At 40.3% G+C, this 20,747-nt stretch carries 13 protein-coding genes and 2 tRNA genes; 5 read left to right on the top strand and 10 right to left on the bottom strand.

Annotated elements, in window-relative coordinates; genetic code table 11:
- The first annotated feature begins 375 nt into the window (after positions 1 to 375).
- Entirely contained in the window at positions 376 to 2,736 is a 2,361-nt protein-coding gene (locus V7K32_RS20080) for a CHASE2 domain-containing serine/threonine-protein kinase (RefSeq protein WP_334995559.1), read from the top strand.
- 66 nt (positions 2,737 to 2,802) lie between these two features.
- Here V7K32_RS20080 and gorA read toward each other — a convergent pair whose 3' ends face one another.
- Both gorA and V7K32_RS20070 read right to left on the bottom strand, forming a co-directional pair.
- Positions 2,803 to 4,146 (bottom strand): glutathione-disulfide reductase, encoded by a 1,344-nt coding sequence (gorA, locus tag V7K32_RS20075; RefSeq protein ID WP_334995558.1) that lies wholly within the window; start codon positions 4,144 to 4,146, stop codon positions 2,803 to 2,805.
- Between the two features lie 337 nt (positions 4,147 to 4,483).
- Positions 4,484 to 4,726 carry a hypothetical protein gene (locus V7K32_RS20070; RefSeq protein ID WP_334995557.1) on the bottom strand — a complete coding sequence of 81 codons (243 nt, stop codon included), beginning with the start codon at positions 4,724 to 4,726 and terminating at the stop codon, positions 4,484 to 4,486.
- 98 nt (positions 4,727 to 4,824) lie between these two features.
- On the opposite strand from V7K32_RS20070, the gene V7K32_RS20065 reads away from it, so the two are divergent.
- Entirely contained in the window at positions 4,825 to 7,677 is a 2,853-nt protein-coding gene (locus tag V7K32_RS20065) for a tetratricopeptide repeat protein (protein ID WP_334995556.1), read from the top strand.
- A gap of 330 nt (positions 7,678 to 8,007) precedes the next feature.
- Here V7K32_RS20065 and V7K32_RS20060 read toward each other — a convergent pair whose 3' ends face one another.
- The 3 genes from V7K32_RS20060 to V7K32_RS20050 all read right to left on the bottom strand — a co-directional run bounded on the left by V7K32_RS20060 (position 8,008) and on the right by V7K32_RS20050 (position 9,993).
- Positions 8,008 to 9,609: a TROVE domain-containing protein gene (locus V7K32_RS20060; protein ID WP_334995555.1), complete on the bottom strand. Its 1,602-nt coding sequence runs from the start codon at positions 9,607 to 9,609 to the stop codon at positions 8,008 to 8,010.
- A 37-nt stretch (positions 9,610 to 9,646) separates the two neighbouring features.
- Positions 9,647 to 9,775: transfer RNA gene (locus V7K32_RS20055), tRNA-OTHER, on the bottom strand.
- A gap of 92 nt (positions 9,776 to 9,867) precedes the next feature.
- Positions 9,868 to 9,993: transfer RNA gene (locus V7K32_RS20050), tRNA-OTHER, on the bottom strand.
- A gap of 386 nt (positions 9,994 to 10,379) precedes the next feature.
- Between V7K32_RS20050 and V7K32_RS20045 the strand changes: the two genes are divergently transcribed.
- A complete protein-coding gene (locus tag V7K32_RS20045; protein ID WP_334995554.1) occupies positions 10,380 to 11,114 on the top strand; it encodes a hypothetical protein in 735 nt (244 codons plus the stop codon).
- Between the two features lie 21 nt (positions 11,115 to 11,135).
- Here the strand turns inward: V7K32_RS20045 and V7K32_RS20040 are convergent, their stop codons facing one another.
- A complete protein-coding gene (locus V7K32_RS20040; RefSeq protein WP_334995553.1) occupies positions 11,136 to 12,269 on the bottom strand; it encodes a quinone-dependent dihydroorotate dehydrogenase in 1,134 nt (377 codons plus the stop codon).
- A gap of 94 nt (positions 12,270 to 12,363) precedes the next feature.
- Complete coding sequence (locus V7K32_RS28850; RefSeq protein ID WP_442938774.1) at positions 12,364 to 12,423, bottom strand: hypothetical protein; 60 nt, start codon at positions 12,421 to 12,423, stop codon at positions 12,364 to 12,366.
- Between the two features lie 144 nt (positions 12,424 to 12,567).
- Here V7K32_RS28850 and V7K32_RS20035 point away from each other — a divergent pair, with 144 nt between their 5' ends.
- On the top strand, positions 12,568 to 15,489 hold the full coding sequence (locus tag V7K32_RS20035; protein WP_334995605.1) for a sensor histidine kinase: 2,922 nt from the start codon (positions 12,568 to 12,570) through the stop codon (positions 15,487 to 15,489).
- 189 nt (positions 15,490 to 15,678) lie between these two features.
- On the opposite strand, the gene V7K32_RS20030 is transcribed toward V7K32_RS20035, so the two are convergent.
- The 3 genes from V7K32_RS20030 to V7K32_RS20020 all read right to left on the bottom strand — a co-directional run bounded on the left by V7K32_RS20030 (position 15,679) and on the right by V7K32_RS20020 (position 19,764).
- Positions 15,679 to 17,808: a tetratricopeptide repeat protein gene (locus tag V7K32_RS20030; RefSeq protein ID WP_334995552.1), complete on the bottom strand. Its 2,130-nt coding sequence runs from the start codon at positions 17,806 to 17,808 to the stop codon at positions 15,679 to 15,681.
- A gap of 149 nt (positions 17,809 to 17,957) precedes the next feature.
- The gene (locus tag V7K32_RS20025; protein WP_334995551.1) at positions 17,958 to 19,550 is read right to left on the bottom strand and encodes a serine/threonine-protein kinase; all 1,593 of its coding nucleotides are present in this window, start codon (positions 19,548 to 19,550) and stop codon (positions 17,958 to 17,960) included.
- Positions 19,528 to 19,764: a hypothetical protein gene (locus V7K32_RS20020; protein WP_334995550.1), complete on the bottom strand. Its 237-nt coding sequence runs from the start codon at positions 19,762 to 19,764 to the stop codon at positions 19,528 to 19,530. Before V7K32_RS20020 ends, V7K32_RS20025 begins: the two co-directional genes overlap by 23 nt.
- Positions 19,765 to 20,106: 342 nt before the next feature.
- On the opposite strand from V7K32_RS20020, the gene V7K32_RS20015 reads away from it, so the two are divergent.
- Complete coding sequence (locus tag V7K32_RS20015) at positions 20,107 to 20,724, top strand: hypothetical protein (RefSeq protein ID WP_334995549.1); 618 nt, start codon at positions 20,107 to 20,109, stop codon at positions 20,722 to 20,724.
- Positions 20,725 to 20,747: the final 23 nt, after the last annotated feature.

Raw genomic sequence — 20,747 nt, 5'->3', positions numbered from 1 at the left:
TGTGGGGAGTACCAATATTGCGCCAAACACAGAAGACAAGCTTGGGACAGCTTCTGGTAAAACCCCAGTTAAGAGGATAGTTGTTGGTTAGGTTAGGGTAAAATCTCAGCGCAACCAACTACAGAGACGAAGTATATCCGGCTATAATCTGTGAGAGAATCACTCTTTTGTAACTCACTCAACAGAATAATAATTTAGGCAGTACCTGAGTAGGAATCTCCTGGGGGCTACCTTTGTCAATAAAAGTTTGTTGATGAATAGAAGATACTTTACAAATGTATAAGATTATCATTTAAGTCTTATTTCAATGTGCTTGTACTAAAACCTGGTCTGAATAAATAAAAGTGTTGGACTTAAATCAATCAGTAACACGATATGGCAGAAGAACCTACATCTACCTTAACTAAAAACTATGTCTCTGCTGCCAATAGACACTCAGGTAAACCGACAAAGGTAACGTCAACAGCATCGGCTCGTCAGTCTAGATGGATGGTTTTATTAGGTCATCTCCTCGCTGGCGGTTGCATAATGGGTGCAGCATTGCTAAGTGCTTCTGGTGGAGAATTGGTTCAATTGATCGAAAATAAGGCGCTTTCTGCCTTTTTTCAAGTGCGTGGTTCGATTTTACCTCCAGAAGACATCGTAATTTTAGCAATAGACGATCAGTCAATATCAGTTCCCGAACAGTACTATAAAACAGATCCGAAACAGTATGCCTATTTAGAAACACTGAAATCTTATCCTTATAAACGGGCTGCATACTCCCAGGTAATCGCAAAGTTAATCAAAGCAGGTGTCCGGTCTGTAGCGGTAGATGTCGTTTTTGACACGCCAAGCAGTTATGGAGCTACTGACGATCGCCAACTCCAAGCAGTATTACAAAAATATGGCAGTAAAGTTACCTTAGCCGCCGTCTACGAAAATTCCCAGATGCGCCAGGGGTCTTTTATGCAACTGATTGAGCCACAACAGATGTTTAATACAGGGTCTGTGTCCATTGGCTCAGTTAATTTCCCCCTGGAGACAGATGGTAAAGTTCATCGATTGGCGAGTGAGTTTTCTAAGTTGTTAGCTGAAGATAATTTGATCGAGAAGCTACCCTCTTTTGATGAAGCAGCATTGAGGGTAGCAAAATTAAATTATCCCCGACCAAAGGGCGATCGCATTCATTTTTGGGGGTCTGCTGGTACATTTGAGCAAATCCCGTTTTGGCATGTACTCGATCCGGAAAACTGGAACACCTATTTGCAGCAAGGAAAGGTGTTCAAAGACAAGATAGTGCTGATTGGTTCAACAGATAAGTTAAACAATGATTATTATCCAGTCGCTGCTAGCAACAGCGCTAAACCCATGTCGGGCGTGGAAATTCACGCCAACGCGATCGCAACTTTGATGCAAGGTAAAGCGATCGCCCCTGCAATTAAAAGTCCACCGTTGCGGGGTTTGTTTGTGCTAATTATAGTTGGCACTACAGCCTTGATAATTAGCAGACGCAAGCATACTATCAATAGATTTCTCTATAGCCTCGTCCTGTCTGGCAGTTGGGCAGTAATTAGCTATGGGTTATTTGTCCATAGTCAGTTAGTTTTTCCCACTACAGTACCAATGATTGCGATCGCTATGATTGGATTTTCCTATCTGGGAACCTCATTAGTCAGAGAAAGTATCAAAAAACGCCAATTAGTAGACATTTTTCAGAAATATAAAACTTCCGCCGTTGTCCAAGAGATTATCAGCCAACAAGATGATTTGCAAGACCTAATCCAGCAACGAGATTTAGCTATATCAGGAAAAGTCCTGGCTAGACGCTACAGAATTGTCAAAGTTCTCGGTTCCGGTGGATTCAGCGAAACCTACATTGCCGAAGATACCCAACGTCCTGGGAATCCACGATGTGTTGTCAAACAACTAAAACCAGCCAACACCAAACCAGAAGCCTTGCAACTTGCCAGACGTTTATTTCACTCAGAGGCGCAAACACTCGAAAGATTGGGAACAAACCCTCAAATTCCGCAACTTTTGGCGTATTTTGAAGAAGATGAAGAATTTTATTTAGTACAAGAACAAATCATTGGTCATCCTTTAAATCAAGAATTGCCAGCAGGTAGAGCAATTGATGAAATTGCAGCGATTAGAATTGTCAGAGATTTATTGCAAACATTAACATTTGTCCATAAAAACAATGTGATTCACCGGGATATTAAGCCCAGCAATATCATCCGCCGACATTCAGACGGTAAACTGATTTTGATTGACTTTGGAGCCGTCAAAGAAGTTAGTACAAAACAGCTCGATCATCAAGAGCAAAATCCCTTCACCATTGGTATTGGTACTCAGGGTTACGCACCAAGCGAACAATGTTTTGGGCGTCCCCACTACAGTAGTGATATCTATGCAGTCGGCATGGTTGGGATTAAAGCCTTGACTGGTATGGCACCCCGTGAGCTACCTAGAGATGCTAATGGAGAGATAAGATGGAGCGATGCCTACGGCGGTAAACTACGCACCCAGGTCAGTCACTCCCTCGCTAAGATTCTCAGTAAAATGGTGCTGGATGACTTCAAACAGCGATATCAGTCTGCATCAGAGGCTCTTGAGGATCTTGAAGTTTTTGACGATATTGTAAGTTTTCAAACCAGATACCCCATGCTACAGAATGACTCTTTAATGAATACTTTAGATGACTTAGGCGCTCCCACACAATCTAGCTCAAAACCATCCTCAGAAACTACTTGATAAGCTGTCGCCCTAAAACGCACCTACGAGCGAGTGATAATTATTTGCGCCCACTTACTTATAATTTTAATTTAACAACAAAAATTCTTCTCCTGTCGTGGGATGAATGCCTATAGTTTCATCCAAGTCTTCCTTAGTAATGCCCTTGCGAATTGCCACACCCAGACTTTGAATGATATCTGCTGCATGTTCACCCACCATGTGAGCGCCCAAAACTTGCCCAGAATCACCATTTAACACTAACTTTATAGTGGTTGGCTCATCCTGTTCGATTAGCCGATACAACAGTGGTTGGAACTGGGTGCGGTAGCATTCTACATCACCAAATTTTTCCCGTGCTTTCGCCTCTGTCATCCCCACACTAGCCGCTTCTGGACGGCAAAAAACAGCAGTGGGGACATAATCATAATTTAGTTTTTGCACCTTGTTGCCAAAAACTGTATCGGCAAAGGAAATACCTTCTGCCTTAGCCACTGGAGTCAATTGCACGCGGCTGGTGCAATCACCCACTGCAAAAATGTTTTCTTGGCTGGTGCGGTTGTATTCATCTACTTTAATTGCACCATCTTCGCCAAGTTCAACATGGGCATTTTCTAAACCAAGATTCTTGGTATTTGGAACGTAACCTGTGGCAACTAAGATGGTATCTGCTGTAATTATTTCTTGGCTTTTACCAGAAATAGTCAACAAGAAACCTTCTTCTGAGAATTTGATTTCAGCAACGGTGCTATTGGTGAAAAACTTAATTTTGCGTTTAATTAAACCCTGTTGTACAGCAGAGCGAATGTCATCATCAAACCCCGATAAAATCATTCCGTCTCTTTCAATCACCGTCACTTCGCAGCCGAAAGCGTGCATCATGCTAGAAAATTCTACGCCAATGTAGCCGCCGCCAATAATTGCTAAACGTTTCGGCAGATAAGGTAGCTGAAACATCTCGCGGGATGTGATAGCGTATTCTATACCTGGGATGTTGGGCTTGAGGGGTTGTCCTCCCACAGCAATTAAAATTTTGTCTGCTGTAACTTTGCGTCCATCAATATTGATAGTATGGGTATCGATGAAAGTGACATGTTGAGAAATTAGTTCAATTCCAGCTTTTTGCAATTGCTGAAAATAAGACTGGTTAATGCTGTCAATATGCTGATGTACTGACTTCATAAATAATGTCCAGTCAAAGTATGTTTGACAGTCACTCCACCCATAACTGTGCGCTATTTGATTTTGCAGGGCAAAGTCGGCTGCGTAGACAATCAGTTTTTTCGGAACGCAACCGCGATTTACACAAGTCCCACCGACGGATTCTTGTTCAGCAACAGCGACACGTACACCGTAACTAGCTGCTTTTTTAGCTGCTGCCAATCCCCCAGGGCCAGCACCAATGACAAACAAATCGTAATCAAATGTCATAAAAATCTGTTCCTTTTTCACTTTTTGGACAGAGCTATTTCATACCTTATAATGATTTACACAAAACTTAATCTACTGTCTTTGGGTGGACAATTGGGAATGAAACCAGGCTGATATCTAGCAGATTGCCACATTAATAGCAATTACATCCAAAAGGAACAGCGATCACTCGATTATTGCTAATTTATATTACATTATGTTGCCAAAGAAGCATTTTGTCTATTCTACAAGAGGTAGATGTTTGCGATCGCACTTCTTTCTGGGTATCATTAGCAGTTTCGTCTTTTATGACACCAAGTAAGGGCGGGTAAGATACCCACCCCACAAGAGAAGCAGCTTAAAATTTTGCTAGTAAGTCATTGATCGCAACTCTTGCTGTTACGGATTTTATACCTCCTGCTTGTTGTAAAGATTCAAGTAGATACTGTGCTTCCTTAATTTTTTTTACAGCCTCCATAGCGAGTGGCTGGCGGCTTTGTTTAATATCTTTGAGGATAACTGAGATTCGCTTATCAACAGATAAGCAGAGTTGTACGGGTGCTAATGGCTGTTTATTCATGATTTGGTGTGTTTGAATCACTACATCTATAGCTTCGCAGACCCTTGTTAGAAAGCTACCAAACAAGCGTTAGGTACTTGGTTAGGATAGTGTTAGGAATTTGATAAATATTTCTAAAAATGGCATCTATCCAAAATTATCCTGAAGAAAAATTTACAGAAGCTGCTCACGACTGGGATTTAGAAAGGTTGTACAAAGACCTTGAATTATCTAAGCGAGAAGTAGCGCCTCACAAAAGAAAGGGACTTACGGAAATCGAAAAGCTGCATTTGAGAGGCTTGCTTTGCGCTAATAGTCCAGATGAAATAGCTAAAAAGCTTTGCAAAAACTCTAGAGGTCTTAATGCTGATCTTTGTGAAACTATTTACCGATATGTTGAAACACTTACCAATAGACTTACTAACACGTTAGAGAACTGGAGAGATATCTATAAGTGGTTGGAAGAAGCTGGATATAAGGCTAGATCATCTAGCTCAGTTCCATCGCACGCAGCCGCAAACCCTAAGCCTCAAGAGTCAGTCTCTGAAATACCAGTATCCAACAATTCTGATTTTGTGGGGCGTGAGGATGCGATCGCACATGTTAATTCTCAGAAGGTTTTTTCCGCTGAGGTTATGAGAATTGAGGCTGGAATACAACAACACGAGCAAAAGCTTAATTCTTCCGCTAACTTAATTCATTACCCACCAACGCTTAAAAACTGGCAAGGCCGTGACCAAGAAATCCAGCAAATTACAACTTGGTTAGCTGATAACGATGTCAACATTATTGGAATCCAAGGTTTAACTGGTATAGGTAAATCCTGTCTAGCAGCCAAGGTGTATGAATCTCAGCTATTTGAAGTAAGATTCTGGGCTGATGTTAGAGAAGGCACTGATTTCAGTGTGTTTGCCAAGAAAGCTTTGACTGAACTAGCTGGGAAATCTTCAGAAGAGTTGGCGACACTACGGGAACCAAGCCAACTCATCTTTGCTTTGTTGGACATTTTGAGACAACGGCCATGCTTGTTAGTGTTCGATAACTTAGAAACACTGCTTGATCAGGAGCGTCATTTTCGGGAACCTTACAAATATTTCTTCAATCGCTGGATTGAACATGGAACAACCAGTAAGATACTGCTAACAACCCAGATTCAACCAGAAGTCATGGAAGGTCATGGCTATTGGCTATCCTTGCAAGGACTCAAAGTTATTGAAGGTGCAAAATTATTGTCAGATTTGGGTATTGTCGGATCTGATGAAGAACTACAAGATTTTTCTAAATATCTCGATGGACATCCAATGATGCTGCGGTTAGTCGCATCAAAGTTAAAACGAGGTACTCATATACTGAAAGCCAAAAAACTTGGTTTCAGGCAACTTGACTTGTTATTGAATAAAGTTCCTATGACGTATCGATATCGAGAAAGATTCCGGTTTGTCTGGATTCTGGAGCAACATTTTAAAGAGTTAAATCCAAAGCTAAAACGATTTTTTCTCAACCTCAGCATATTCCGTCGTGATTTTGACCTATATGCAGCATCCGAAGCTTTAATTGAGAAAGAAGAACTTACTAGTATTTGGGGAAGTCCAACAAATAATATTTCTGTTCAGCTAAAACCTTCAGATAATCAAACGATACAAGAGCCTACTAATGCTTGGGAGACTCAACAAGCTTTAGACGAGCTTATAAGTCGTTCATTACTGGATTTATTGCCAGCAAGCCAAAAATACCAGTTCCACCCATTTGTTTTACAGTATGCTAAACAAAAGACATCTAATCTAGAAGAAGCATTCTACAAAAAAGCATTTGCTCGGAAATTAGCGGTTTATTATCTTTCAATTACTCCAACCTTAGATACTTGGAAAACACTCGAACATGTGATGCCATTCCTAGATATTTTTTATCTTTCTTGTGAAGTAGAGGCATTTCTTCACGCTTATGAAATACTAGTTGTATACATTGATGAATATTTACATTTACGAGGTTATAACACTCTCCTAGCTGATCTGTATGAGTATCTATTACAGGTATTCGATAAAAGTAATTTAGGAATAGAAAAACTGGCAGTAATTCTAACAAAATTAGGTAGCGCCTATCTTTATATCGGACAGCCTAACAAAGTTATAGAAATTTGTTTGCAAGGACTAAAAATTGCAAGGGAGTTAGGTAATTATCAGGCTGAAACCGATGCATTATGTAGTCTGGGTAATGCTTATGAACGGCTTGAGCAGTATGAGGAGGCATTAGAATGCCACAAGCAGCACCTAGCAATAGCAAGGGTGATTAATAATCAATCATGGGAAGCAGTTTCACTGCACCATATAAGTAGTATTTATTTGTGGCAAGGTAATTCTGAAAAAGCAATTGAATATGCAAACAAATCCTTAACAATTTCTCAAGAGATTGGTGACTTATATTTAGAATCAACCGCACTGGGTAGTTTGGGTAATGCTTATGGTTTTATCAAGGAAAATCAGCAAGCAATTGATTGCTTTCAGAAATCGCTACAAATGCTAGAAAAAGTGGGTACTCGGTTTCAAAATAACGTTGGTAACTATTGGTCTGAGGGTGCTATTTTAAACAACATAGCATCTAATTATAATCAGATGGGAGAATACGAGGAGGCAATTATATTTTTTAATAAAGGCTTGACAATCGCACGAGATATTGGTAATAGTAGCATGGTATCTTTTTCTCTAGAAGGGTTGGGGATGGCTTTAATTGCTCAAGGTAGCCTTCTTAACAACCTAGCTTTTAAATTTCAGCACAGTTTGCTTAATCTGTATGACCAAGCTATTGATTTTTATAAAAAAGGATTGGCAATTGCAGAAGATATTGGGAACTTTAACCTGAAAGCTTCGGCGCTACAAGGTATGCATATTACTTTTTGTAATCTAAGTAATGCTTATCGTGCTTTAGGAGAATACAAACAAGCAAACGATTACTATCAGCAGGCTATAGAAATTATAGAATCAAAAACCGTTGGATAATATTCTTTGTCAAACTATTTAATAATAATATAAAATTTTAAGACACCTTACTCTTAGCATCGCTGAAATTAAAAAATAGTAACTTAAAGAGTAAATGTGATATCTTAATAGCCCACGGAGGTAGGCTTTGTTCGTGTAGTTGCAAATTCAATTCGTTTGGGCAATCATCCGATCAAACAAAGGCGGGTGCGGGGATTGAACCCGCTAATCCCCACAATGGTGGAGACGTAACCGATAACCCTAAATTCTTCGGCCCCGAAAGGCAAGTTGCGAACAGGGATAACCCGCCATGAAGCATGAAGGATAAAACACTTTATCCTTCAGCAATATCTACAATTCACCCATAGCCAGCATCTGGATGATCCGAGGCGTACCCGGATCGAATCCTGCCAAATCCCAAGACAGCGAATCTTCAGGATCTACCAAAGTAATTTGGTAAGGTGTCAAGGTGACATACACCGCCTTCACGTTAGGATTTACCTTTTTGCGGTACTCCTTCAGCGCTTGACTTGGATGTTTATTTCCAGCCCAGCTTTCCGAATCAGTCCAAAAGCAGACTACATCTGCTTTAAACTTATTCTTAATCATCCAGTCGTAAGCTACAGATGCATCCGTTCCGCCGAAGTTTTGGTTGCTAGCTTTGCGAACCGCAGAACTAAAACTATCTTTGGTGGTGATACCTAATTCACGGAATTCGGTAGCAAAGCCGCGAATCATGTAGTTTTTTTCTGCTTTTGCTGTCACTAATGCCATTGTGGTGGCAATTTCACAACAAGTTAGCCCCATATCTGTAACCAAGTTACCCATAGAACCAGAAACGTCTACGGCGTGCATGAATACTTTACGTGTGGGTTGCACAACATCAAAAGACAGTTCAACCGCCTTTTCTAAAATGTCCACAATCCGAGGAACTGGGTTCCAAGTTTTCTTACTGCGTCCTAATGTTCCACCAGATTGATAAGTCTTGAGTGCTTTCAAAACATCAATCGGATGGATGCGACCTTTACGCAGATGTTCTCTGCGATTAAGAACTGCTTCCACTTGCAGCAAATTGGCGCTTTCATCGGCTCGTAACACACCCAGTTCAGTTAAAGAACCCAGGTTACGCAGCATTGCACCTATTGGCATTTCCTGAAATAGCAGCTGCCAAGCAAGCTTGTCCATTTTGCCCACAGGTGCAGCCATTTCGTGGGTTAAGCGTCCTTGGGAAATAGCTTCATGGGTTTGGGTAGGATTCCGCTTGAGCCACTCATACCACCAAATCTGCGCCAACGCCTCTGAGGGAATATCTGCTGGTAATTCTTCCCAGCCTCTAACTACCCACTCAAATAGTTGACGGTGATTTTCTGTAGGGGGTTTGACATGGAACAACCGCAACGCATCTCGATTCGAGAAGCCTTGACGCTGTTGATATTTCAAGAGTTGATAAGCCAAGCCTTTGACATCTTCCCTTGAGAGCCAAGTTTTACCAGCTTCCCGCACTACTTTGCCAAATCCCCGCAAAGATTTGGTGTAATTCAGCCATTCGTAAAAGTGGCTACCAGTGCGGACGACTTGCGGGAAGATTTCACCAAATGCCTGTTTTGCTTCTGGTGCTTCACCCATCGACAGCAACACTAAAGCTAATATTGGCGCACTGTTATTGATGGCGCGTCCATCGCTAGCATATAAAATTTCTTCTGCTATACGACCGGGATTTTCAGCAACAGCAAGTCTTACAACTGCCACAAAATCTTCAGTTAATTCCTGTTTACCAGCGTAGTAAGTGCTTTTTGCTGTGCCAACCAAAAGACAACGACGCAGCATCTTCCAAATACCAGCATCAAACATCCAGCCGCCGGAACGTCCCTGAACCATTTCGGCTTCCCGACCGGGGATAGGCTGATTTTGTGGTGTAGTTGTCTTCTTGTTAGTGAAGAAGTTGTAATTCATGGCTTCATCTCCCGGCCCTTGTGGGCAAAAATTTCCATGTGGCAGAGCGGGAATCGAACCCGCGACATCCGGCTTAACAGGCGATAACCCTAATTCGTCGGCCTTTTCAGGCAAGGTGTGAACAAGGATGTTTTTCGGCGCTCTACCAAACTGAGCTACCTGCCACATATAAAGTTAGGAATTAGGAGTTAGGAGTGAGGAGTTATGAGTTAAATATTTAAAACTCCTCACTTTTAACTTTCCACTCAGTACTAAATTTGGTGTAGTGGAGCGGGATTTGAACCCGCGAATGCTCGTTTTTAACGATAACCCTCAATTCGTCGGCCTTTGCAGGCAAGGGTTGAATAAGGATATTAAGCGCCTTACCACTTGGCTACCCACCACATGACAATTTAAAACTCAGCACTCATTTGCTGTAGCGAAGTAAGATTTTTACTTACACCTCCAGAAGTTTGATCAAGGGTGTTTTAGTTATATGCGATAACCCTCGATATGTCGGCCTTTCCGGGCAAAATGGGCGCTCTGCCATTTGAGCTATCCGCTACTGGTGAAAGCTAACTCCCTAATGAAAGTTGACTTGTATTCTTAATGTAGTATATGTATTATTTGTTGTCAAGGGGCTGGCAAACTAATTTAGAATTATTACTTTGCAAAGAGAAGTCTGAGCAAAGAAAGGTTTTGCCGCAACTTTGCCAAAAGATACAAAAAAGTGTCCTAATTTTTGCCAATATATAGTATTATTTCCAAAAATTCACTTGGCAAAAATCGGCATGAGTGAGAAACCCATAGAAGATAACGGCAAGGCTTTTCTCGTTCTACTTTTGCCCATCTCGTTCTTGATTATTTTCCTAGTTACCACTTGGAGATTTTTACTGGCACTAATTTTGCTGGTAATTGGCTTCAAGGTTTGGCAGGAATATCAATGGCAACAGTGGACTCATCGAGTTAACCCAATTTTTCATCAGTTAGTTCGGGAAAATCAGGGCAGACTTACGCCAATGGACTTGGCAATGAGGGGCAATTTTCCTGGAACAACGGCAAAACGCTACTTGGATAGTAAAGCCTCGGAATTTGGCGCTAGTATAGTAAACTCCGAAGAAGCGGGGCAGTCTTATTACTTTATAACTGCCAGCATTCTCGGAAATATTCTTGATAGTAGTGAGCCTGTTAAAGAACTTCCTACTCAAGCAGTTACTAAAACTGCGCGATCGCTCCTAGCACCACCACCAACCCCACAGGAGGAACCAGAAACCGAATCACCACCACAGCCAACCCATGATTCAGCTACACGATCGCTGGAAAAACAGTTAATTTTTGGCTCTCTGATTCAATCTGAACTTGCCAAACGGCTAAATGTCTATTCCAGCACGGTTTATAAACGGCGAAACGATCCAGAGTTTCCTGAGTGGAGTCGCAGCAAAGACCCTGATGGTATTGCCTGGTCATACTCAGAAAAAACGAAGGAGTTTTTCCCAGTGGAGGAAGAAGGGTTAAACAATTCGTAATTCGTAATTCGTAATTCGTAATTAGAATTTTGGAATTTTTGTTTGTAAACCTACAGCTTCGTTGATGGAATTTAAGCCGCTTTGTTCTAGTAGGACAAGCAAACCTGCGAGAATCTGGCGTACCATTAGTGGACCTTCGTAAATCCAGCCTGTATAAACCTGGATTAAACTAGCACCAGCAGTAATTTTCTCCCAAGCATCATCAGCAGAAAAGATGCCACCAACGCCAATAATCGGGATTTGTCCTTGGGTTTGCTGCCAAATAAAACGAATTACCTCAGTGGAGCGATCGCGCAATGGTTCACCGCTAATTCCGCCAGCTTCATCCTGAGGTGATTTGCCTGTTTGGTCAATCACCCGGGTTTTGAGTCCATCACGGCTGATGGTGGTGTTAGTGGCGATAATTCCTGCCAGTTGGTAGCTTTTAGCCAAAGAAATAATGTCAGCGATCGCAGACCATGATAAATCTGGCGCTATCTTGACAAAAATTGGTTTTTGTGTAGTATTTTCTTGTTGTAATAAATTCAAGATAGCACTAAGCATAGAAGCATCTTGGAGCGATCGCAACCCCGGTGTATTGGGAGAAGAGACATTAACAACAAAATAGTCTCCCAAATCCTTGAGGTAGCGAAAACTATCAAGATATTCTTGTGCGGCTGCTTCTAGAGGAGTTACCTTAGATTTACCCAAATTTATCCCTATGGGTATTGACTGGGTTAGGTTCTGGTTTTTTTGTGCCAAACGTGCCGCCATTGCTGCTGCACCGCGATTATTAAAGCCCATCCGATTCAGAGCAGCTTTATCCAACGGTAAGCGAAACAAACGGGGAGGTGGATTTCCTGGCTGTGCGTGAAAAGTTACAGTTCCTAATTCCGCAAAGCCAAAACCCAGGTTAGACCAAATGTTAGCAGCTACTCCATCCTTATCAAACCCAGCCGCTAACCCTACGGGATTAGGAAAGTTTAGTCCAAACAAATTCTGTTCTAGGCGGGAATCGTACAGACACAAGGATTTTTGTAAGCGTTGGTTTGCCCAACTACTAGGGGTTTGCGACAGCCAGCTAAAACTGCGAATCGTCTGCTGGTGTAACCACTCCGAATCGGCTTTTACCACATTGAACAAAAGCGGACGAATGGCAAATTTATAAATATCCATTAGCTCAAAGTCTCAGAATTTGGCTTCCATTATTGTTTTCCGAAAGTGACAAAACAGGGATAAAACAGTTCTTTAGCTGTATAACACGACGAATTTATTCTGGTTGAGAGGCTTTTTGCTTGCGCTTGATCATCCATCCCATGACACCAGCAATTGCTACGGCACTAAGAGGACTGGGTTCAGGAACAGAGTTAAGCCCTACTTTGGTTCTGAAGATGGCATAATTGCGATCGCTTATTACTCAGGGTGCTTTTCTGGGCATCTTATATATTACAAGTTATGTAAACCAATAAATCAGATGGGGCAGCCGCAAAAATCTATAGCCGCCGAACAGCAGATCCTCTCATTGGGGCGCGTCCTCCAAAACCTCAGAGAAGAAGAAGATGTTGACGTTCTGATTGAAACTACTATTTCTTATCTTAAAGAACAGTTTGACTACAAACTGATTTGGATTGCTCTTTACGATCGCCTGAATCACATATTACTCGGCAAAGGAGGCATCATACCCGATCGGGACACGAGCTTTTTACACCAAAAGGTTGTTCTCAGTCCTGGGGATTTATTAGAGGAAGTGGTGATTGAACAGCATCCCTTGGGCATAGCTGATTTGCGAACTGAAATCCGCGCCGCCGAATGGCGAAAAATTGCCGAAAAATTCCAAATCCAAGGAACGATTCTTTTACCAATTCGCTATAAAGACCGTTGCTTAGGTGTGCTGCTACTGGGTTCAGAACGCTGGGGCTACCTACTGACAGGGGAAGCAAAAGCCCGTTTGATGATGGTTTTAGGCGAATTGGGGGCAGTGCTTTCTCAAAATGAGATACATTTGCAGCAAAAGCAAACCAAGCGAACCGACGAACAATTATTAGAATTGCTAGAAAATTTACGCACCCTTGATAACCTTAATCAAAGACTTGAAGCTGCGGTGCAAGCAACTCATAAATTTGTTTCCCCCAACCGGACAAATATTTACTGGTTTGAGCGGGAAGGGCGCTATTTTTGGTGTCGAATGAGCAATCATCTGGTGAAAATCGATCGCAATTCTAGCAGTCAGCAAGCAGCGGGAATGACAGTACAGGAGTTGAGTGACTTTTATTATGCTTTGACAGTTAACCAAATTGTCTCGATTGGTGATGCCCGCAGTTCTTTAAAGAGTCATTTTACGGCAAAATTGCTGCAACGGTTGAAGGTGCGATCGCTCTTAGCAGCTCCAATAATCTGGCAAAAGAACTTGCTCGGTTTTCTGGCGGTAGAAAGCAATGAACCTCGAATCTGGACGGAGACAGACAAAAATTTTGTTCAAGCTGCTGCTGGCTTAATTTCTCTGGTTGCAACTACCGAAAGCATGGAAAACACTATCAAACAGATTCAAGAGGATGCCCAACTGACTGGTCAAGTTGCTCAAGGTATCTATAGCGAACATGACCTTCAGGAAACTTTAGACAGATGTGCTAAAAGAGTTTTAGCTCGATTAGTTGCTACGCGATTTTTGTTGTTGCAGTATGATCATCAACAGAATCATTATAAATTTATTTACCAAAGTCAGCCCTCTAATCGCCGACCGTTGACATTTGCCCTTAATCCTCTCAAAGAATTAGATGGGCAGCTTTTGCAACGTTCAACTCAAGCGGTGGAAATTGAGAATTTAGATGAAGATTTACGCTTTTTTAATTGGCGTCCCTTGTTGTTAGAAAGTGGAGTGCGATCGCTACTTATTTGTAAATGCACTCACGAGCATATACCAGTAACGCTTTTGGTGATCGCTCACGAAACCCATCGTTCTTGGACAACTCTAGAAAAAGAATTACTATGGGCTGTTAGTCAACAGATTGGTGTAATTATTCGCCAGTGGCAATTACATAGCCGCACCACGCAGCAGCAAAAAACTTCCCAAGCATTTGAGCAATGCCTACGCATCCTGACACAATCCCCAAATAGCAAAATTGAGGTAGAAAAAAAGCATTTAGAACGTACAGCACTCGAACAAATAGCATCAATTTTGGGTTGTCCTTTAGCGCTACTGCTATCCTGGTCAACTGGTGAAAGTTGGGCAGAAATTATCTCTGGAGTGGCTGAAAATAGCCTATTTGGGCTTTTTTCCGATGCATCTATTTCTATCCAAACAGAAGCCTTAATTCAGTGGGGACTTGCCACACAGAGTTACCTAATTTTGAACGTAGATGATTTACCCCCCAAAACTCGAAAATGGTTGAATATTCCAGACAAAGGTCAAATTTTGCTGATGGCATTACGTACCAATGCTGATTATGAAATTACGGGTGTAGTGTTGTTAGCAGACTATCAAGAGCGTCGCTGGTCAGAACAAAATCTCAGTGCGACCGCAACTCTGATTTCTCAATTAGGCTGGTGGCGTCGTGAAAAGCAAATTACCCGACTTTTAGAATCCACAACAGAAGATTTACGACAACTTAACTGGTACAAACATCGCCGCTTAGAGGAAATTCAAAGAATAACGGCGCTATCCCTTAAACAAATACATCATTTGGGTATTCCTACTAATGAACTGACTCAGATGCGCTACGAACTATTGCTGCGGCAATTAGATCATACAGCTGCCTCTATGAGTGGAATGCTAAAACTTGAGCAATGGCAGCTAAATATAAGTTGGGAAACTATGCCCATAGCCAGTTTACTAAAGCGATCGCTCGAACGCATCGAAAATTTACTTAAACAACAAAAGCTGTGGATTGGTGTACATGGTTTGGGACAACAGATTGAGGAACAATCGCCAAAGAATTCTTTACACGCTAAAGGTGTTCCTACTTTTAACGCTCAATCTGCAATGGCGATCGCTGGTGATATTGTCAAAATTGAGTTAGTTATCCATGAATTATTGGTTAATGCCTGTAACCGTTCTCAAAGCGGCGGCAGAATTGATATTTGGTGTCGTCGTTTTGATGCGTCAAAACCCTTAAATACAAAGCATTCTTCTGGAAGTGGAGGGACTGAAAATCAGACATCTCTAGAACTGTCGATTACATACAACGGTGCGATCGAACCACAGCTATTAACAGAACTACATGATAATAGACCCAAAGATGTGCTTGCTCCCTCCAACCTCGATCAACCGCCAGGTTTACATCTGGTAATCTGCCAAAACCTTATGCAGGAACTCGGAGGAGAGTTGAATTTCTATCAATTACCAGATAATCGGGTAGTTAGCCGCTTGTTGTTGACTTTAGTTGGTGATAATTTTTAGTGTAAAATCGTGGCGAATTGAGGGTTAAAGTTTAAACGCAGAGGGGCGCAGAGGCACGCGGATAATTTGCTACAAATTAATGAAGTACTGTATTTAGTTGAAATTTAAACGCAGATGCGCTTACCTTCCCGCAAATCCTTAATTACAGATGAAAAAGATTTTGCTCAGACAAATTCTCAATCAGAGTGATTAGGGGAGTAGTTTTATAATAAATTCTATTATTTTATCAACTAAATTTAGTGTTTTATTATTGATATTTTTAGGCAGAGTCTCGTGAAGAACCACATAATAAACCAATAAAATTATCACAAGTACTGGTAATGCAAGTAAGCCACATAAACCTATAATCCAAGTTTTAGCAAATTCGAGATTAAAAGATGAATTAATTTGTCTAAATAACCCTGCTATTTTTAGCAAAATCACCAATTTATAAAAAATATAAATACTTATAATACTCACCAAAGTATAACGTCTATTTTTTTTAATATATGGTGATATATTTGGTATATCCTTTAGTGGCAATAATAAATATAATAAATTAAGGAAATAAATTCTGATAACATTTGACCAATTATAATGCATATTTTGGTCACGGATATGTGTCGGTGTGTTATGTGCTGCAATTAATAAAAATAATGATATAACTGCTATCGAAATTAAAGCATGAATAAAATTATAGGAATGAGAGAAGGATATTACTACTAATATTATATATATAATATTCAAAACTCCACAAACTATAAAAGCTCTAATAACAATTATTCCTCTTTGATTAATTAAATCTAGAGTTTTTCTCCCCTCTTGATAATCGGGTTTAATATTAAGTGCTTTGTTGCAAGAAGTGACCGCTTCATTCCAATAAGTCAATTTATATAAGGCTAAACCGCGACTACACCAAGCTCGATAATGTTTTGGTTGAATTTGAATAACATAGTCAAATGACTTAATCGCTTTTTGATGTCTTCTCAAATGAGTTAACGCTAGACCATGATTGTACCAAGCATCCGCATAATTTTCTCTAAATTTGATTGCTTGTTTAAATGATGTAAGAGCTTTTTTATATTTTTTCAACCTGTTTAACATCAAACCGCGATAATACCAAGCATCAGCGTTATCTGGTTGAATTTGAATAACATAGTCAAATGATGCGATCGCTTTGTCGTACTGGCTTAATTCACCTAATACTAAACCGCGATGATAGTATGCTTCACAGTAATTTGGTTGAATTGAAATAGCTTTGTTAAATGATATGTTCGCCTCCTCGTATCCGCCCAAGTTGTATAATGCCCAGCCACGATCATCCCAAGCTTGAGCATAATCTGCTTGAATTTCAATCGCTTGGTCAAAAGCAAAAACGGCTTCATTGAACTGGTCTAACTGAGTTAGGATAATGCCGCGATTTTTCCAAGCTTGAGCATAATCTGGTTGAATTTCAATCGCTTGGTCAAAAGCAAAAACGGCTTGAGAGTAACGTTGTAACTGATATAGTTTTTCTCCTTGGTTGTACCACTCATTGGCTGTAAATGACAAACTTTTGACAGCCTCTAAAGCTTCACTTGCTGACTGGTAACGTTCAGTAAAGTCGAATCTCACCATTCGATCTAAAATATCTGCTAGCCTGTTGCCCACAAAAGCTTTATCGCGCCAGATGGGTTGCAAAGTTATGCGATCTTTTAAGACATCAGCAGGATTTTCACCAGTCAGTGCTTGGATAGCCACCATTCCTACAGCATAGATATCACTACATAATTGTGCTTTGTTTTGGATTTGTTCTTGGGGCATATATCCAGGTGTACCGACAACAGCAGTAGACAAGCCAGCAGAAGTATTAGTTCTGACTTGCTTAACTCCTCCAAAGTCTATCAGCACAATTTTGCCATCTTGATTTCGCCGCATAATATTTGCAGGCTTGATATCGCGGTGAATAACATGGTTTTGATGCACAAAATCCAAGACTTCCAGAATATCCTCTAAAAGCTTTATTACATAAGTTTCGCTACATTTCTCCCCCAGCTTAATTTCTTTGCTGAGGTTGTGTCCTTCGATGAACTCTTGCACCAAATAAAATTCTTGATATTCCTGAAAATCATCCAAAAATTTGGGAATTTGGTCATGGTTTCCCAATATGTCCAATATTTTAGCCTCTTTCTTGAATAAGCCCAGGTTTGAATGATTAATAAGATCAGGCTTGAGTCGCTTAACCACACATTGATTATCATTGGTTTGCTGCAAATCTTGGGCAAGATAGGTTTCACCAAATCCGCCATTTCTTAAATGTCCAATGATTTGATAGCGCTCTCTGAGTATTTTGTTAATCATGATAATACAGTGTTGTAAAAGCCTTAACGCACCACTTTAATAATGATGTGTTACAGGGAATAACCTATGTACTTTAACTAATACACTTTACAAACAAGCGATTTCGCACAACCTTATATAATTTTAATTTTTCTTTAATAAAGCAATTATTACAGTCCTAACCATCGCAGAAATCGTGGCGTGTGCAATTTTTTTTCTACCAGTTTACGGTTTTCTATAGCTAATTGGTAGTCAGCTTTGATAGCCAGTGCCTTGTTAAAAGAAGCGAACGCCTCTTCATATCGTTTCAAATTATTTAGAACTAAGCCATAACCGCACCAAGCTTCATTATTATTCGTTTGAATTTGAATCGCTTGCTCAAAAGAGGCGAGCGCATCAAGATACTGGCCTAAATTATTTAGCGCAAAACCATGCCTGATCCAAGCTTCAAGGTAATTTTGTTGAATTTCAATTGCTTGATAATAAGATTCTATTTCTTCTTCGTACTTTCCTAATTTATTTAATATTTTGCCGCGACTAATATAAGGTGAAAGGTAATTGCTTTGGATTTGAATTGTCTCATCAAAACAAGCTAACGCTTCTTTATACCTTCCCAATTTCTCTAGTATCAACCCGCGTTTATACCAAGCGTGATAATAATTTACTTTAATTTTAGTTGTTTGGTCAAAAGATGCGATCGCTTCTTCGTACTTCTCCCATTCTCCTAAGACTAAACCGCAACTGTACCAAGCTTCATAAAAATTAGGATTAATTTTAGTTGTTTGGTTAAAAGATGCGATCGCCTCTTCAAATTTTTTCAATTGACGTAGCGCAATGCCACGATGATACCAAGCTTGATAGTAGTTCGGATTAATTTGAATTGCTTTATCGTAGACTGCAATTCCTTTTTCATAATCTTTCAACTCCACTAATTTATCACCGCGATGGAACCAATATAATGCTGTGGTTGATAAACTTTTCACAGCATCTAACACCTCGGCTGCTGATTGATAGCGTTCAGAGTAGTGAAATTGCACCATCTTATCTAAAACATCTGCTAACCTATTGCTCGCCTGTGCTTCGCTGTGCCAGAGAAGTCGCCCAGTTTTGGTATCTCTTGAAAGTTCTAGAGGCTGTAATCCTGTAAGTGCTTGGATAGCCACTATTCCCACAGCATAAATATCACTACAAAATTGAGCATTATTTTTGAATTGTTCGTCTGGTGTATACCCAGGGGTTGAGATAACAGGAGTTAACACCGTGGAACTCACCTGGATTCTAACTTGTTTAACTCCTCCAAAGTCAATCAGCATAATTTTGCCATCTTGATTTCGCCGCATAATATTTGCAGGCTTGATATCACGGTGAATGACATTCTTCTTATGCACAAACTCCAGGATTTCCAGAATATCTTCTAAAAGCTTGATAACTTCAGTTTCACCCCAACGTTCCCCTATCTTGATGTCTTTTGTGAGGTCATGCCCATCGATAAACTCTTGTACAAGATAAAATTTATTATCTTCTTCAAAGTGTGCCAAAAGTTTAGGAATCTGGTTATGAATACCCAACTTGTATAAAAACTCAGCCTCATTCTTAAATAACAGCAGAGTCAAAGGATTAATATTGTCAGGCTTGAGTTGCTTGACAACACACTGATTATCACTGTCTCCCCACTGGTCATGAGCAAGATATGTGTCTCCAAATCCCCCTTTTCCTAACTCACGAATAATCTCGTAGCGCTTATTGATTCTTCTTCCGTTCATCAGATTTGTCCTGTGTACGTTTGGCTGGATTTAATAGCAGTGCGATAATACGCCCGTCATCACGTTTTGGTTGATAATTAACTCCTTTATGTTTTTGCAATCCGGGGAATGTATAAGCTGTTTCCAAATTTGTACCGCTAAATTGCTGGTTTTTCATTACATAGCTGATACCTTTACTCTTACCATTACGTGTTAGTCCATGTCGAACTTTCACACCTCCTAGCACCCCCGCGTCGCCCGCAGTTTGTTTTTGGTGCGATCGCAGTGGGTTTTTACCCGTACAAATTATTTTATATGTATCAATTTTAAATTTTATCTAAGTAAAACCTTTTTAACACCCATAACGTTTGCAGAGTATAGTTTTCAGACGATTGAAACTGAAAAAACGGATTTGTCATTTTGTGACACTTTTTTGGGTTCTCACGTTTGACCTATATTCAACAGTTCGAGCAATTGGGTAATTTGTCCATTGGCGAAGTATTAAAGCAATCAGATTTAATTGCCGCTAGTACAGCTAATTTGCGTTTTAATCAACTTTATGATAGCGCTAATTTGATTGTTGCGAATTCAAGATATTGACACTCACTTAAACCCAACTTCTCAACGGGAGATTACCCTCTGGCTGGGAGCAAAAGATAAAGAACAAGTTTTTGCGTTTTACAGTCGATTTAGTCGTAGTTTAACCGCCTTGGTAGCTGAAGATGAGCAACGGTTGTGTATTTTGACTCGTTCGTTGGGCTTTCCGGCTTATTTTCTCAGCCAAATTGAGTATTATCGAGACTGTTATGAACGGACTCAGAGCGAACAAATTGATGAAGACGAAAACATTCCCGATTTAATCCCAGAAGAAATTGGTTCTGGTAGGGAATTAAAATTAGCTTATCAAACTCTGCTGTTAGCGATCGCTCTTGGGTTACTATCGCATAATTCTCAAGGTGATTATCAATTCAACGGTCGATCACTTGGTAAAAATCGAGAACAAATTACCTTAGCTTTAGCAACTGAGTTCACCTTTCAGGAACTTTATGGAAACTTAGAAGAACGTATCGAAACATTTGAACGTGATTTTATTTACCATAAATTACAGGAATTCGGAACATCTGCTTCAGATTTAAATCCTTACGAAGTTAAGCTTTTAGATCATCTACTCTCAGACTATAACCCTCTGAATTAAGCATTAAATCGCCCTCTTTATGG

It is taken from the genome of Nostoc sp., from assembly GCF_036917635.1.
In the GTDB taxonomy this organism is placed as follows: Bacteria; Cyanobacteriota; Cyanobacteriia; order Cyanobacteriales; family Nostocaceae; genus Nostoc.
Note: the sequence above shows the minus strand (reverse complement) of the source record. Positions and strands in the feature narration are given on the sequence as shown.

Coding starts and splice junctions, on each gene's coding strand:
- V7K32_RS20065 (WP_334995556.1), top strand. CDS start 4,825: ATGGCATCTATCCAAAATTATCCTGAAGAAAAATTTACAGAAGCTGCT.
- V7K32_RS20040 (WP_334995553.1), bottom strand. CDS start 12,269: ATGGATATTTATAAATTTGCCATTCGTCCGCTTTTGTTCAATGTGGTA.
- V7K32_RS20025 (WP_334995551.1), bottom strand. CDS start 19,550: ATGAACGGAAGAAGAATCAATAAGCGCTACGAGATTATTCGTGAGTTA.
- V7K32_RS20045 (WP_334995554.1), top strand. CDS start 10,380: ATGAGTGAGAAACCCATAGAAGATAACGGCAAGGCTTTTCTCGTTCTA.
- gorA (WP_334995558.1), bottom strand. CDS start 4,146: ATGACATTTGATTACGATTTGTTTGTCATTGGTGCTGGCCCTGGGGGA.
- V7K32_RS20060 (WP_334995555.1), bottom strand. CDS start 9,609: ATGAATTACAACTTCTTCACTAACAAGAAGACAACTACACCACAAAAT.
- V7K32_RS20035 (WP_334995605.1), top strand. CDS start 12,568: ATGGGGCAGCCGCAAAAATCTATAGCCGCCGAACAGCAGATCCTCTCA.
- V7K32_RS20080 (WP_334995559.1), top strand. CDS start 376: ATGGCAGAAGAACCTACATCTACCTTAACTAAAAACTATGTCTCTGCT.
- V7K32_RS20030 (WP_334995552.1), bottom strand. CDS start 17,808: ATGATTAACAAAATACTCAGAGAGCGCTATCAAATCATTGGACATTTA.